Below are 13,871 nucleotides of genomic sequence, written 5' to 3' on the forward strand. Positions count from 1 at the left end.
CACCGGGACCAGTCAGGTGACGTCGACGCCGACGCTGCCGTTCGGGATTCCCAATCCGTTCCCGCCACCGCCGACGACGACGCCGCCGACCACGTCTTCCGTCCCGACGACGTCGGCGACACCGCAGACGGGGCGATGACGCGCGCGTCGCTCCATTTGGTCACTGTTCGATAACGTCTAGACTGGCTCCTCGTGATCAGCGTCGAGAATGTGTCGAAGTCGTACAAGACCTCCACGAGGCCCGCCCTGGACAAGGTGAGCGTCGAGGTGGACAAGGGCGAGTTCGTCTTCCTGATCGGCCCGTCGGGCTCGGGAAAGTCGACGTTCATGCGCCTGCTCCTCAAGGAGGAGTCACCGACGTCGGGCGACATCCACATCGCGGATTTCCACGTCAACAAGCTGTCCGCCCGGCGTGTGCCGAAGCTGCGGCAGAGTATGGGCGTCGTCTTCCAGGACTTCCGGCTCCTGCAGAAGAAGACCGTGTCCGAGAACGTCGCGTTCGCGCTCGAGGTGATCGGGAAGCCGCGGGCGATGATCTCCCGGACCGTCCCCGAGGTGCTCGAGATGGTCGGGCTGTCGGGGAAGGCCGACCGGCTCCCCACCGAACTGTCCGGTGGTGAGCAGCAGCGCGTCGCGATCGCGCGGGCGTTCGTGAACCGGCCGCTGGTGCTGCTGTGCGACGAGCCCACCGGCAACCTCGACCCGGAGACCAGCCAGGACATCATGCTGCTGCTCGAACGGATCAACCGCACCGGGACGACGGTGGTGATGGCGACCCACGACCACCACATCGTCGACTCGATGCGCCGACGCGTGGTGGAACTGGACCTCGGCAGAGTGGTGCGCGACGAGGCTCGGGGTGTGTACGGCGTGGGGCGTTAGCCGCCCTCCCTGCACTCCGCGCTTCCGTACTGTCCCCAAGTCTCCTACGAAGGACTCTGATTCCCCGATGCGTGCCAGTTTCATTTTCAGTGAGGTCCTGACCGGACTCCGTCGCAACGTCACCATGACCATCGCGATGATCCTCACCACCGCGATCTCCCTCGGCCTGTTCGGCAGCGGGTTGCTGGTGGTGCAGATGGCCGGCAAGACCCAGCAGATCTTCCTGGACCGCGTCGAGGTGCAGATCTTCCTCACCGACGACATCTCCACCTCGGACCCGGGCTGTGAGGGGGAGATCTGCAAGTCGCTGCGCACGGAACTGGAGGACACGCCGTCGGTGGTGTCGGTGGAGTACCTCAACCGGGACGACGCGGTGAAGGACGCGACGGAGCGGGTGTTCAAGGACCAGCCCGAACTCGCCGCGCTCGTCAGCCCCGACAGCTTCCCCGCCTCGTTCAAGGTCAAACTCAGCGACCCCGAGCGGTTCGGTGTGATCAACGAGAACTTCGGCACCCGCCCCGGCGTCGAGAGCGTCCTCAACCAGCGCGAACTGGTCGAGCGGCTCTTCAGCGTCCTCAACGGGGTGCGCAACGCGGCGTTCGCGATCGCGATCGTGCAGGCCGTGGCGGCAATTCTCCTGATCGCGAACATGGTTCAGATCGCGGCCTTCACCCGTCGCACCGAGGTCGGCATCATGCGGTTGGTCGGTGCCACCCGCTGGTACACACAGTTGCCGTTCCTGCTCGAGGCGGTGGTCGCCGCGCTGGTCGGCGCCGTCCTGGCCATCGTCGGCCTGTTCACCGCGAAGAACATGTTCATCGACGACGTGCTCGCGGACGTGTACGAGGCCAACATCGTGGCCCGGATCTCCAACAGCGACGTGCTGTTCGTGTCGCCGGTGCTGGTGCTGGTGGGCGTCGGAATGGCGGCGGTCACCGCATACGTGACCCTGCGCTTGTACGTCCGCGAATAATCGGTTTGCCCCTTCTCCTATGCTGGAGGGCACGAACTGTTCACCTCGGACATCGCGGACTGAAAGGCCCGGAACGTGAAGGAAAAGGGCCGCAAGGTCATTGCGACCAACCGCAAGGCGCGTCACAACTACACCATTCTCGACGTCTACGAGGCGGGGATCGCCCTCGTCGGTACCGAGGTGAAGAGTCTGCGCGAGGGCAAGGCGTCGCTCGTCGACGCGTTCGCCACCGTCGACGACGGGGAGGTGTGGCTGCGCTCCCTGCACATCCCCGAGTACACGCAGGGCACGTGGACCAACCACTCCCCGCGGCGCACCCGGAAGTTGCTGCTGCACAAGCGGGAGATCGAGCACCTCGTCGGCAAGACCCGCGAGGGCAACCAGACGCTGGTTCCCCTGTCGATGTACTTCTCCGACGGCAAGGTCAAGGTGGAGCTCGCGCTCGCCAAGGGCAAGCAGGACTACGACAAGCGCCAGGACCTGGCCAGACGGACCGCCGAGCGTGAGGTGACCCGCGAACTCGGACGCCGAGTCAAGGGCATGCGCTGACTTCTATCCTGCTCGCGCTCGTGGCCGCGATCGGTTACGGCGTGAGCGATTTCGTCGGGGGCGTCGCGTCCCGCAGGGTGGCGGCGCTGCGCGTCGTCATCGTGTCGTATCCGCTGTCCCTGCTGATCGTGCTCCTGGTCGCCCCGTTCGCGGGAGGCACCCTCACCTCGTCCTCCCTCGTGTGGGGTGCGGTGGCGGGAGTGGCAGGCGGCGTGGCGGTCTGGTGGTTCTACCTCGCGTTGGCGTCGGGACCGATGTCGGTGGTGTCGCCGCTGACGGCCGTGCTGGTCGCCGGTATTCCGGTGTTGATCGGGCTCGCGTTCGGCGAGCGGCCCGGGCCTGTCGCGTACATCGGGATCGTGGTGGCCCTCGTCGCCGTCGTCCTCGTCAGCCGGGAATCGCCCGACGAGACCGCGGGCGAGGTGGCAGGCGGTAGGGTGCTGCGGTTCACCCGCACGGTGGCGCTGCTCACCGTCGGATCCGGCATAGCGTTTGCGCTGTCCTTCGTCTCGCTGCACCAGATCGGCGAGGAGGGCGGCATGTGGGCGCTCGCCGTATCCCGCGCCGCGGCGACCGCGGTGGTGTGGCTCGTCGCCCTGGCCGCAGGCCACTTCGTGCCACCACACGGCGAACCCCTCAGACTCGCCGTCTACGTGAGTTTCCTGGACGTCCTGGCCAACGCGGCGATGATGTACGCGTTCCAGGGTGGCCTGCTGTCGCTCGTCAGCGTGATCGGGTCGCTGTATCCCGCGGCCACCGTGCTGCTGGCGATGGTGATGCTCGGTGAACGGGTGAGCAGGATGCAGCAGGCGGGGATGCTCCTCGCCCTCGCGGCCGTCGGAATGATCGCCGTGGCCAGCTGAAATACGCCCGTCGACACGCCCGGGGAAAACCGGGATGAATCCGGGCGGGGTTCGCGTTACACTAGGTGGCCCCGCGAGACTCGTGGGGCACGTACGGGGCTGAACGGTTTCGACTGCGTACGTTGAGGTAGGGGAAGCGTGTCGGTGCAGGCAAGAGACCACCGTAAGCGTCGCTGCAAACATATAAGCGCCGATTCCAATCAGCGCGACTACGCACTCGCTGCCTAAGTAGCGACTGCGTGTCTGTCAGTCCGGGTTCGCCCTCGGTCCGGGTACTGGCATCAGCTAGAGGGCTTTACCGTTCGACTCGGTCGCGGAGTCGAACGGGACAACCAACAGCGACTGGGATCGTCATCCTGGCTTGTTTGCGAGACCGGGAGATCCAAGTAGAGACATAGCAAACTGCACACGGAGAAGCCCTAGCTTTGCTGCGGAGGACCCGGGTTCAATTCCCGGCAGCTCCACCAAGGTCCGGGCCGGACACCACCAGGTGATCCGGCCCGGATTTTTTTGTGCCCGCACCGGAGTTCGACAATCCCGCACGGCCGCCGTGACACGATGTGTGCCGTGTCCCTGACGAAACCGGTGGCCGTGGTCGCGCTGGGCGGTGCGCTCGGTGCGTCCGCGCGATTCCTGCTGTCCGAGGCGTGGCCGGGCATCTGGACCGTCCTCCTGATCAACGTCGTCGGGTCACTGTTGCTCGGCTACCTCGCGGAGACGGTCGGACCGGACCGGTTGTGGCGACTGTTCCTGGGGGTCGGCGTCCTCGGCGGTTTCACCACGTTCTCGACGTTCGCCGTCGACGCCGTACGGGAGGACGCCGTCACCGCGGCGTTCTACGTGGTGGCCACCCTGATTCCTGCCCTGCTCGCGGCGCGGCTGGGGATGCTCGCCGGTCACCGGCACCGCCTGGCCCGAAAGGCGGCTCCATGACCGTTCTGCTCGTGGCGTTCGGCGGCGCGCTCGGTGCGACGACGCGCTACCTCGCCGGCCGGTACGTCGACTCGTACCGCAGTTTTCCGGTGGCCACCTTCCTCGTGAACGTCGCAGGATGCCTGATCCTCGGTCTGCTGTCGGGGGCGTCGATGTCCGCGCAGACGTTCGCGTTGCTGGGCACCGGATTCTGCGGCGGACTGACCACCTACTCGACGTTCGCCGTGGAATCGGTGGGACTGCTGCGGATCCGGTTGGCGCTCACGTCCCTCGTCTACGTGGTCGTGAGTGTGGCGGCCGGTCTGGCCGTGGCCTGGCTCGGATTCCGATTGACGTCTTGAGCGCACACTCCGGCGCGAGGGTGCAGGATGGGTTGGAGCCGAGTTCGATCCCGAAACGTTTCCAGGAGGTCTCGTGGCGCACGACAGGGCGGGTCAGGTGGCACTGCCGGAGGATCTCGTAGACATCGCGCACCTGGTGACCGCGTACTACAGCGGCGTGCCCGACCCCGAGAATCCGTTGCAGCAGGTGCTGTTCGGGACGTCCGGGCACCGGGGATCGAGCCTGGACACCGCGTTCAACGAGGCACACATCCTGGCCACCACCCAGGCCATCGTCGAGTACCGGGCCTCCCAGGGCATCGACGGACCCCTGTTTCTCGGGCGCGACACGCACGCCCTGTCCGAGCCGGCGTGGACGTCGGCGCTCGAGGTGCTGGCCGCGAACGACGTGACGGTGCTGATCGATTCGCGGGACCGCTACACGCCGACCCCCGCGGTCAGTCACGCGATTCTCCGCTACAACAGCAGTGGCCCGGAGTCGAAGGCCGACGGCATCGTCGTGACGCCGTCGCACAACCCGCCCCGCGACGGCGGCTTCAAGTACAACCCGCCGCACGGTGGCCCCGCCGGCTCCGAGGCGACGACGATCATCGCCGACCGGGCGAACGAGCTACTCCGGCGGGACCTCTCGGGGGTGCGGAGAATCCCGGCGGCCCGGGCGATCGCGCGGGCCGAGCGGTACGACTTCCTCCGCTTCTACATCGACGACCTGCCGAGCGTTCTCGACCTCGACGCCATCCGCAGCGCCGGGGTGCGGATCGGCGCCGACCCGCTGGGCGGCGCGAGCGTCGACTACTGGGGTGCGATCGCCGACATCCACCGTCTCGACCTCGAGGTCGTCAACCCGCTCGTCGACGCCACCTGGCGGTTCATGACCCTCGACACCGACGGCAAGATCCGCATGGACTGTTCGTCGCCGAACGCCATGGCCTCGCTGATCGGAGCCCGGGACCGGTTCGACATCTCCACCGGCAACGACGCCGACGCGGACCGGCACGGAATCGTCACTCCCGACGGGGGACTGATGAATCCCAACCACTACCTCGCGGTCGCCATCGACTACCTGTTCTCGCACCGACAAGGGTGGGGCTCGGATGTGAAGGTGGGCAAGACGCTGGTCAGTTCGTCGATGATCGACCGGGTCGTCGGAAGCCTCGGCCGTGAACTGCTCGAGGTCCCGGTGGGTTTCAAGTGGTTCGTCCCCGGGCTGCTCGAGGGCTCGCTCGGTTTCGGCGGCGAGGAGAGCGCGGGTGCGTCGTTCCTGCGCCACGACGGCGGAGTGTGGACAACGGACAAGGACGGGATCATCCTGGCCCTGCTGGCCTCGGAGATGACGGCGGTGACGGGAAAGACACCGTCGGTCCGGTACCGGGAACTGACGGAGCGGTTCGGCAGTCCCGCCTACGCCCGCATCGACGCGCCCGCCACGCGGGAGCAGAAGGCGGTGCTGGCGAAACTGTCGCCCGAACAGGTGTCGGCCACCGAACTGGCGGGTGAGCCGATCACCGCGACGCTGACGAGCGCCCCGGGCAACGGGGCGGCCCTCGGCGGGCTGAAGGTCACCACCGGATCCGCGTGGTTCGCGGCGCGGCCGTCGGGCACCGAGGACGTCTACAAGATCTACGCCGAATCGTTCCAGGGCCCGGATCATCTCGCGCAGGTGCAGGCGGCGGCCAAGGAACTGGTGGCCGACGTCCTGAAGTAGGTGTTCGGCGGGGTAGGTGCCGCCGCGGAAGCGGGGGCACCTACCATCGGATTCAACTATGAACACTCGCGCAGCCGGGCTGCCCGCCGGGCGCAGCCCGCGGCTCCCTTCGGAAATCTGGGTACTGGTCTCGGCCAGCTTCGTCATCGCACTCGGATTCGGGATCGTCGCACCCGCTCTCCCACAGTTCGCCCGCAGCTTCGACGTGAGCGTGACGGCGGCCACCGTCGTGATCTCGTCGTTCGCGTTCATGCGTCTGGTCTTCGCCCCCGTCAGCGGCCGGCTCGTGCAGAAACTGGGGGAGCGGCCCGTCTACATCACCGGGCTCCTGATCGTCGCGGCCTCCACCGCGGCCTGCGCGGTCGCGGGGGACTACTGGCAGTTGCTCGTCTTCCGTGCACTCGGGGGCATCGGCTCGACGATGTTCACGGTGTCGGCGATGGGCCTGGTGATCCGCATCGCACCGGTGGACAGCCGCGGCCGCGTGTCCGGGCTCTACGCGACCAGCTTCCTGATGGGATCGATCTCCGGGCCCCTCGTCGGCGGGTTGCTCGTCGGATTCGGGCTGCGGGTTCCGTTCGTCATCTACGCGATCGCCCTCGTCGTCGCGGCCGCCGTCGTGTTCGTGAGCCTGCGGGGTTCGCATCTGACGGCGCCGGACGCCACCGCCGCCGGTGCCACGATGACCCTGCGGGAGGCGCTCGGGCAGCCCGTCTACCGGGCGGCGCTCGGCTCCAATTTCGCGTTCGGTGGGGTGATCTTCGGGGTGCGAGTGGCGATGGTGCCGCTGTTCGTCGTCGAGGCGCTGCACCGCGACGCCGCCCTCGCCGGCATCGCCCTCACCGTGTTCGCCGTCGGCAATGCCCTCGTCCTCATCGTGTCCGGGCGATTGTCGGACGTCTACGGACGCAAGCTGTTCGTCCTCCTCGGACTGCTGGTGTGCGGCGCCAGCACCGTCGGGATGGGCATCAGCGAGAACCTGCTGGTGTTCCTCGTGCTGTCCGGCATCGCAGGCATCGGGTCCGGAGTGATGAGCCCCGCGCAGCAGGCCGCGGTCGCCGACGTCGTGGGCGCGAAATCCCGCGGTGGCCCCGTGCTGGCCGCCTTCCAGATGGTCGCCGACGTGGGCGGGGTTCTCGGCCCGGTCGGCGCCGGTCTGCTCGCCCAGCACCTGTCGTACGCGGTCGCGTTCGGGGTCACCGGAGGGGTCATGCTCCTCGCCGCGGTCGGCTGGCTGCTGGTCCCGAACAAGCCGGCGCCCAAGGTGTCGGTCGAGGCGGTCTGACCGGCGTCTTCGGTACGCTCGTCCGGGTGTGGATCAAGGTCGTCTCATTGCTCGCCCGGCTGTCACTCGCCGGCGTCTGGCTGGTCTCCGGCGCACTCAAGGTCGCCGACCCCGCCCAGACGATCATCGCCGTCCGTGCATACCAACTACTGCCCGAGGACCTCGTCCGGCCGGTCGCCAACACGCTGCCGTTCTTCGAGATCGCGCTCGGTCTGCTCCTGCTGATCGGGCTCGCCGTGCGTGCCACGGCCTCGGTGTCCGCGGTGCTCCTGCTCATCCTGATCGGCGTGATCGTCTCGGTCTGGGCCCGCGGGCTGTCCATCGACTGCGGATGCTTCGGCGGCGGAGGTGCGGCCGACGTGAACGGCTGGGACTACACCCGGGAAATCCTCCGGGATGTGGGCTTCCTCGCACTGGCCGTGTGGCTGATCGTGTTTCCCCGTTCCCCGTTCGCGCTGGGGCTCCGTTCCCGCACCACTTTCTCAGTGACCCCTCAGCAGACGGTGGCAGAGTAAGCATTCGGTAAATCGATCCGACGTCGAAGGACTGCATCCACGTGAGCTCGAAGAACAAGTACAACCCGCAGCCGGAATCCAGCCGGTCCACCTACATTCTCGGTGGGCTCGCCGTACTGGTCATCGCCGTACTCGTCATCGGGGGTGTGATCTGGCAGAGCAACCGCAGCAAGCCGCGCAACGACGGTTACGGCGGGGTCCAGAACTCCGAGGTCCAGGTGGCGTTGCAGGATGACGGTGTCGTTCTCCTCGGCCGGCCGGACGCCGCCGCCACGGTCGACCTGTTCGAAGATCCCATGTGCCCGTACTGCGCCGAACTCGAGAACAAGAACGGTCAGGAACTTGCGCAGGCCATCGACGACGGCAAGGTGGCCGTCCGCTACCACGTCCTGAACTTCCTCAACCGGCTCTCGGCCAGCGGCGACTATTCCACCCGCGCCGTCGCGGCGTCCGAGTGCGTCGCCGAAACCGGTGACGCCGTGGCGTATTCGGCGTTCCATGCGGCGCTGTTCTCGCCGGCGAACCAGCCGAAGGAGAACGGCAGCTCCGATCACACCAACGAGGAACTCGCGCAGATCGCCCGCGACGCCGGAGCGTCCGACGCAGCCGCCGAGTGCATCACCACCGGGGCGAAGGTCGAGCAGGCGGGTGCGCACGCCGAGGCGGGCCGTCAGGCCCTCGCCGCGAGTGGTGCGACCGGCACGCCCGCCGTGGTCAAGGACGGCACCGTGATCGACGCGCTGTCCAACGAGAACTGGGTGTCGCAGCTGTAGGCGGCTCCGCCGCCCGTGCGTGGTTGTCGAGTGTCTGGACTCGTTAACCACGCACGGGCGCGAAGCGCCTCTGACCAGGCGATTTGTTGGCCCGGTCGGCAATGGTGTAACTTTCTTCGAGCACGGAGGAAGTCATTCCGAGTGCGGAGAACAACCGAATACGGGGCTATGGCGCAGCTGGTAGCGCACCACACTGGCAGTGTGGGGGTCAGGGGTTCGAGTCCCCTTAGCTCCACTTTCGAGAGAAGCCTCTCATCCGCAGACGATGCGGGTGGGAGGCTTTCCTCATTCATCCCTCTTGTCCCGGTGGGACACTGGCGTCATGACATTCACTGTGACGCATCGCTCATTCGACCAATTGGCGGAGTTCGCCGTCACCGACTTCGGCGACGACGACAGCTACAGCATCCACGAGTCCGGGGCGCTCGTCATAGTCCGCGCCGCGCGGGAGCTGATCTACGCCCCCGGGAGCTGGTTCCTGGTGGAGCGGGAGGACGGCCAGGAGGACGGTTCGCCCGGCAACTACATGTGACGGTTCCGGCAGTCGGTTCGATTCGCACATGTGTTCGATCGCCGGGTAGATTCGACGTGTGGCCGCCCGAACCGAGACCGCGCCGGGGTGCTGCCCGAACGGGCACCCACTGGCCGCCAATACGTGCCTGGTGGGGTGGGAGGTGTGCGGGTGTGCGACGTCCAACAATGGCGGGCACCGCACCCATTTCTGCCGGCGATGCGGCGCCACTGTCCGGACTCCGCCGTGCAGCGGCGCTTCCGACGACGGTCGGTGAGCGGACTGTTATCGGATCGGCTGCCGCGCGGCCGTGGGGTTGCCCCAGATCGTGTCGGACACGTCCTGGAGCACGAGGGCGACCAGCCGCTCAGTGCCTGCGGTGAACGTGGACGCCGCGACGAGCACCCAGATCCAGTGGCCCTCCCGGTGCCGGATTCGCAGATGTGCTGTCGCGCTCGGGCTTTCCTGGCTCAGTACCCGGGCGAGCATGGTGCCCCACAATGCGGCGTCGTCGGGGTGGAACAGTTGCTCGTGATCGAGTCCGCGAATTCGTCGGCGTCGTAGCCGATCAGGGTCGCGCAGGCGGGGTTGCTGAACACGACGTTTCGTTCGCGGTCGTGAACGCTGATCGCGTGGGGAATCGACTCCATCAGCGCAGCGAATCCGTCGCTATCCAGTTTTCTCACTGTTCCCCCTCGTGCTTCTTCGATGGCGCCCACATGGTACGCCGCACCGTCCAGTTTCGTGCGGTGAATCAGTTAATGAATAGCAAACCTGGGTCGCGAACTTGCTCCGCGAGGATAGGGTGACGAGATGCGGTTCGTCACCATCGTCCAGGCCTCCGCGTTCGTCCCCGTGTGGCTGCGGGTTCTGCTGCTGATGGCCGCGGGAGCGAAAGTGTGGGGAGCCGGAATCTATTCGGGCTGCTATTTCGGCAGCAAGGACGTCACGATGGGGCTGGGGACCTTCGTCAACCGCGGCGTCCTGTTCGACGGCACCGCGACCATCACGCTCGGCAGGCAGGTCGCCGTCGGGCACCGCGTCCAGTTCGTCACGAGCACTCACGAGATCGGTCCGAGCTCGGGCCGGGGCGGGCGTGTGGTCGACCGTCCGATCGTGATCGGCGACGGGTGCTGGATCGGCGCGGGCGCGATCATCCTTCCGGGAGTGACGGTGGGCGAGGGGTGCGTCGTCGGGGCGGGCGCCGTGGTCACCCGCGACTGCGAGCCGAACGGGCTCTACGCGGGGTCGCCCGCGCGCCGGGTCCGTGACCTCGAGGTCGAGCCGTCTGTCCGCTAGGATGGGCGCCCGGTAGCTCGTCGAGGTCCCACGGAGGTCGCAGCGTTGGCGAAGAAGCGGATTCCCGTCGTCATCGTCGCCGGATTCCTCGGTTCGGGAAAAACCACCCTGCTCAACCACGTGCTGCGCAACAACCGTGGCGTCCGGGTCGGCGTCATCGTCAACGACTTCGGCGCCGTGAACATCGATTCGATGATGGTGGCCGGTCAGGTCGATTCGATGGTGTCGCTGAGCAACGGCTGCATGTGCTGCGCCGTGGACGTCAGCGACATGGACGAGATGCTGGACCGCCTTGCGCATCCCGCGTCGCAGATCGATGTGATCATCGTCGAGGCGAGCGGGCTTGCCGAGCCGCGCAACATGATTCGTCTCGTCCTCGGAAGCACCAACCCGCACGTGATGTACGGCGGTCTCGTCGTGATGGTCGACGGCGAGCAGTTCGAGGACATGTCCGAACAGCACCCGGACCTCGGCAAGCACGTTACGCTCGCCGACCTCGTGATCCTCAACAAGACGGACCGCATCGACGACGACCGGCGCGCCGCCGTGCAGGCGATGATCCGCGGCTACAACGACCGCGCGCCCGTCCTCACCACCGCGCACGGCCGGATCGAGCCCACCCTGCTGTTCGACCGGGAACCGGGGCGTGAACCGGCGCCGGGGGAGCAGCTCACCCTCGACCAGCTCCTGCTGGATCAGCACGACCACTGCGAAGACCACGACCACCTGCATTCGTCGTACGAGGCAGTCGATTTCGCTTCGGGCGAGCCGATCGATCCGCGGCGGCTCGTGGAGTTCCTCGAGGCGCGACCGGTCGGGATCTACCGGATCAAGGGGTTCGTGCATTTCGCGGTGCCGGGGCAGTCCCGGAAGTTCGAGGTGCAGACCGTCGGTCCGCACATCAGATTCACGTCGACGCGGTGGGAGCCCGGCGAGGAGCGGGCGACCCAGCTGGTGCTCATCGGTGCCGACATCGAATCCGAGCACGTGCGGACCCGGCTCGTGGGCTGCGTCGTGGCGGAGGGCGAAGATGCGGACCCCGGCGCGATGCTGGGTGTGCACCGCTATACCGTGACCGCGTGACCGAGTCTGCGTGTAGTCCCGATACGAATCCCGAGCCGGCGCTGTCAGTGTACGACGCGATCCGCCGCCGCCGCGACGTGCGGGCCGAGTTCACCGGGGAGCCGATCGCGGAGGAGGTTCTCGACCGCATCCTGGGCGCCGCGCACTGCGCGCCCAGCGTGGGCAACACCCAGCCGTGGGATTTCGTCGTCGTACGCGACACCGGCACGCTGACCACGTTCGCCGACCACGTGGCCGGCGCCCGCAGGCGGTTCGCGGAGTCGCTGCCCGAAGACCGGAAGAAGACGTTCGACCCCATCAAGATCGAGGGGATCTGCGAGAGCGGCATGGGGGTGGTCGTGACGTACGACCGGAGCCGCGGCGGCGAACACATCCTCGGCAGGCACACGGTCGACGACACGGGCCTGTTCTCCGCGGTGCTCGCGATCCAGAATCTGTGGCTCGCCGCGGCCGCCGAGAATGTGGGCGTCGGCTGGGTGTCGTTCTACGACGAGCCCTATCTCACCGAACTGCTGGGCATCCCCGAGCCGGTGCGACCCATCGCGTGGCTGTGCGTGGGGAGGGTCGCCGAGTTCCAGCAGGTGCCGGACCTCGAGCGCTTCGGGTGGCGGGGGCGCCGGCCGTTGGCCGACGCCGTCCACCTCGAGAAGTTCTAGCCCTGACGGCGGCGTGAACCGCCGGCGGACGCCGTGCGGGTTCCGCCGCCGGCGGACGAGGCTGCGCGGGGGCGTCCGGCTCCACCCGAGCGGGAGCGACGTGCGCCGCCGCCCTGACCCTGTGCGCGCCCGCCCTGGCCTCCCTGACCGCCGCGTCCGCCCTGGGCGCCGCCCGGCCGCTGATTGCGTCCGCCGCCGTTCGACGCCGGTGCCGCCTTCGGGGCCGGCGCGACGTGCGGTGCGATGTCGCCGACCAGGTCGAGCACGTGTGCGGAGTCCGCGGTGCTGCGGACCGGGGTCACCTTGATCGCGGCCTTGCGCATGAGGACGGCCAGGTCCTTGCGCTGCTCGGGCAGCACGACCGTGACGACGTCGCCTGCGCTGCCCGCGCGTGCGGTGCGGCCGGAACGGTGCAGGTAGGCCTTGTGCTCGGCGGGCGGATCGACGTGGACGACCAACTCGACGTCGTCGACGTGCACGCCGCGGGCCGCGACGTCGGTGGCCACCAGCACGCGGGCCTCACCGGCCGAGAACGAGGCGAGGTTGCGGTCGCGGGCCGCCTGCGACAGGTTGCCGTGCAGGTCGACCGAGGGGATTCCGGCCTCGGTGAGCTGACGGGCCAGCTTGCGGGCCTGGTGCTTGGTGCGCATGAACAGGATGCGGCGTCCGGTGCCCGATGCCAGCCGCTCGACCAGCTTGCGCTTGGCCTCGACGCCGTCCACGTCGAACACGTGGTGCGTCATGGCCGCGACGGGCGAGTTCGCCTCGTCCACCGAGTGCAGCACCTCGTTCTTGAGGAACCGCTTGACGAGCTTGTCGACGCCGTTGTCCAGGGTGGCGGAGAACAGCAGCCGCTGCCCCTGCTGGGGGGTCGCGGTGAGGATGCGGGTGACGACGGGCAGGAAGCCGAGGTCGGCCATGTGATCGGCCTCGTCGAGCACGGTGATCTCGACGGCGTCGAGACTCACGAACTTCTGCTTCATCAGGTCTTCGAGTCGTCCGGGGCACGCGACGACGATGTCGACGCCCGCCTTGAGGGCGTTCACCTGACGGTTCTGGGAGACGCCACCGAAGATCGTGGTGACTCGCAGGTCGTACGCGGCGGCGAGCGGTTCCAGGGTCGCGGTGATCTGCGTGGCGAGCTCGCGGGTGGGGGCGAGGATCAGGCCCACCGGGCGGCCCGGGCGGCGCTTTCCGCCGGACAGTTCACCCGCGAGGCGAGACACCATGGGGATGGAGAAGGCGAGCGTCTTGCCGCTGCCCGTCTTGCCGCGGCCGAGCACGTCGCGTCCCGACAGCGTGTCGGGGAGGGTGTCGACCTGGATGGGGAACGGGGAGGTGATCCCCTTGTCGGCGAGTGCTTTCACCAGCGGTTCGCGGACACCGAGCGCGGCGAACGTCGTGTCGGGGGTATTCGTGTCAGACAAGTGGTCAGGCCTTTCGAGCACAGGGTTGTGCCCGGAGGGCCGATACGGAAGGTCTCCGTCGGAGCTCGAGCACAGG

At 67.7% G+C, this 13,871-nt stretch carries 16 protein-coding genes, 1 tRNA gene, 1 other RNA gene and 1 pseudogene; 16 read left to right on the top strand and 3 right to left on the bottom strand.

Going from position 1 to position 13,871, the window contains the following annotated elements:
* Positions 1–12: 12 nt before the first annotated feature.
* Complete coding sequence (locus ACFU5V_RS18700) at positions 13–156, bottom strand: hypothetical protein (RefSeq protein ID WP_378701151.1); 144 nt, start codon at positions 154–156, stop codon at positions 13–15.
* Between the two features lie 36 nt (positions 157–192).
* Here ACFU5V_RS18700 and ftsE point away from each other — a divergent pair, with 36 nt between their 5' ends.
* The 13 genes from ftsE to ACFU5V_RS18765 all read left to right on the top strand — a co-directional run bounded on the left by ftsE (position 193) and on the right by ACFU5V_RS18765 (position 9,351).
* Positions 193–882, top strand: coding sequence for a cell division ATP-binding protein FtsE (ftsE, locus tag ACFU5V_RS18705; protein WP_005240222.1), 690 nt, complete (start codon positions 193–195; stop codon positions 880–882).
* Between the two features lie 67 nt (positions 883–949).
* Positions 950–1,855: a permease-like cell division protein FtsX gene (ftsX, locus tag ACFU5V_RS18710; RefSeq protein WP_072937689.1), complete on the top strand. Its 906-nt coding sequence runs from the start codon at positions 950–952 to the stop codon at positions 1,853–1,855.
* Positions 1,856–1,930: 75 nt separating this feature from the next.
* Entirely contained in the window at positions 1,931–2,404 is a 474-nt protein-coding gene (smpB, locus tag ACFU5V_RS18715; protein WP_015890164.1) for an SsrA-binding protein SmpB, read from the top strand.
* A gap of 8 nt (positions 2,405–2,412) precedes the next feature.
* On the top strand, positions 2,413–3,267 hold the full coding sequence (locus ACFU5V_RS18720; protein ID WP_378430567.1) for an EamA family transporter: 855 nt from the start codon (positions 2,413–2,415) through the stop codon (positions 3,265–3,267).
* Between the two features lie 95 nt (positions 3,268–3,362).
* Positions 3,363–3,734: a transfer-messenger RNA gene (gene ssrA, locus ACFU5V_RS18725) on the top strand.
* Between the two features lie 91 nt (positions 3,735–3,825).
* Positions 3,826–4,200 (top strand): fluoride efflux transporter FluC, encoded by a 375-nt coding sequence (locus tag ACFU5V_RS18730; protein WP_378430554.1) that lies wholly within the window; start codon positions 3,826–3,828, stop codon positions 4,198–4,200.
* Positions 4,197–4,541 carry a fluoride efflux transporter CrcB gene (crcB, locus tag ACFU5V_RS18735; protein WP_378430553.1) on the top strand — a complete coding sequence of 115 codons (345 nt, stop codon included), beginning with the start codon at positions 4,197–4,199 and terminating at the stop codon, positions 4,539–4,541. Before ACFU5V_RS18730 ends, crcB begins: the two co-directional genes overlap by 4 nt.
* A 73-nt stretch (positions 4,542–4,614) precedes the next feature.
* A complete protein-coding gene (gene pgm / locus ACFU5V_RS18740; RefSeq protein WP_378701154.1) occupies positions 4,615–6,246 on the top strand; it encodes a phosphoglucomutase (alpha-D-glucose-1,6-bisphosphate-dependent) in 1,632 nt (543 codons plus the stop codon).
* A 58-nt stretch (positions 6,247–6,304) separates the two neighbouring features.
* Positions 6,305–7,531, top strand: a complete 1,227-nt coding sequence (locus tag ACFU5V_RS18745; RefSeq protein WP_378701156.1) for an MFS transporter — start codon at positions 6,305–6,307, stop codon at positions 7,529–7,531.
* Positions 7,532–7,557: 26 nt separating this feature from the next.
* Complete coding sequence (locus ACFU5V_RS18750) at positions 7,558–8,046, top strand: MauE/DoxX family redox-associated membrane protein (RefSeq protein WP_378430550.1); 489 nt, start codon at positions 7,558–7,560, stop codon at positions 8,044–8,046.
* A 41-nt stretch (positions 8,047–8,087) separates the two neighbouring features.
* Positions 8,088–8,819 (top strand): DsbA family protein, encoded by a 732-nt coding sequence (locus ACFU5V_RS18755; RefSeq protein ID WP_378701158.1) that lies wholly within the window; start codon positions 8,088–8,090, stop codon positions 8,817–8,819.
* Positions 8,820–8,981: 162 nt separating this feature from the next.
* Positions 8,982–9,054 (top strand) — tRNA-Ala (locus ACFU5V_RS18760).
* Positions 9,055–9,141: 87 nt separating this feature from the next.
* Positions 9,142–9,351, top strand: coding sequence for a hypothetical protein (locus tag ACFU5V_RS18765; RefSeq protein WP_011598322.1), 210 nt, complete (start codon positions 9,142–9,144; stop codon positions 9,349–9,351).
* A gap of 264 nt (positions 9,352–9,615) precedes the next feature.
* On the opposite strand, the pseudogene ACFU5V_RS18770 reads toward ACFU5V_RS18765, so the two are convergent.
* Positions 9,616–9,980 (bottom strand): annotated as a pseudogene (locus ACFU5V_RS18770) (PAS domain S-box protein).
* Positions 9,981–10,143: 163 nt separating this feature from the next.
* Here ACFU5V_RS18770 and ACFU5V_RS18775 point away from each other — a divergent pair.
* Genes ACFU5V_RS18775 through bluB form a run of 3 tightly spaced genes read left to right on the top strand, consistent with a single transcriptional unit; the run spans position 10,144 to position 12,368 of the window.
* Positions 10,144–10,629, top strand: a complete 486-nt coding sequence (locus ACFU5V_RS18775; RefSeq protein ID WP_378430547.1) for an acyltransferase — start codon at positions 10,144–10,146, stop codon at positions 10,627–10,629.
* A 45-nt stretch (positions 10,630–10,674) separates the two neighbouring features.
* Positions 10,675–11,712, top strand: a complete 1,038-nt coding sequence (locus ACFU5V_RS18780; RefSeq protein WP_378701160.1) for a CobW family GTP-binding protein — start codon at positions 10,675–10,677, stop codon at positions 11,710–11,712.
* The gene (gene bluB / locus ACFU5V_RS18785) at positions 11,709–12,368 is read left to right on the top strand and encodes a 5,6-dimethylbenzimidazole synthase (protein WP_072937701.1); all 660 of its coding nucleotides are present in this window, start codon (positions 11,709–11,711) and stop codon (positions 12,366–12,368) included. Before ACFU5V_RS18780 ends, bluB begins: the two co-directional genes overlap by 4 nt.
* On the opposite strand, the gene ACFU5V_RS18790 is transcribed toward bluB, so the two are convergent.
* Complete coding sequence (locus ACFU5V_RS18790) at positions 12,365–13,795, bottom strand: DEAD/DEAH box helicase (protein ID WP_378701162.1); 1,431 nt, start codon at positions 13,793–13,795, stop codon at positions 12,365–12,367. The genes bluB and ACFU5V_RS18790 overlap by 4 nt on opposite strands.
* Positions 13,796–13,871: the final 76 nt, after the last annotated feature.

The organism is Rhodococcus sp. NPDC057529 (assembly GCF_042802055.1).
In the GTDB taxonomy this organism is placed as follows: Bacteria; Actinomycetota; Actinomycetes; order Mycobacteriales; family Mycobacteriaceae; genus Rhodococcus_F.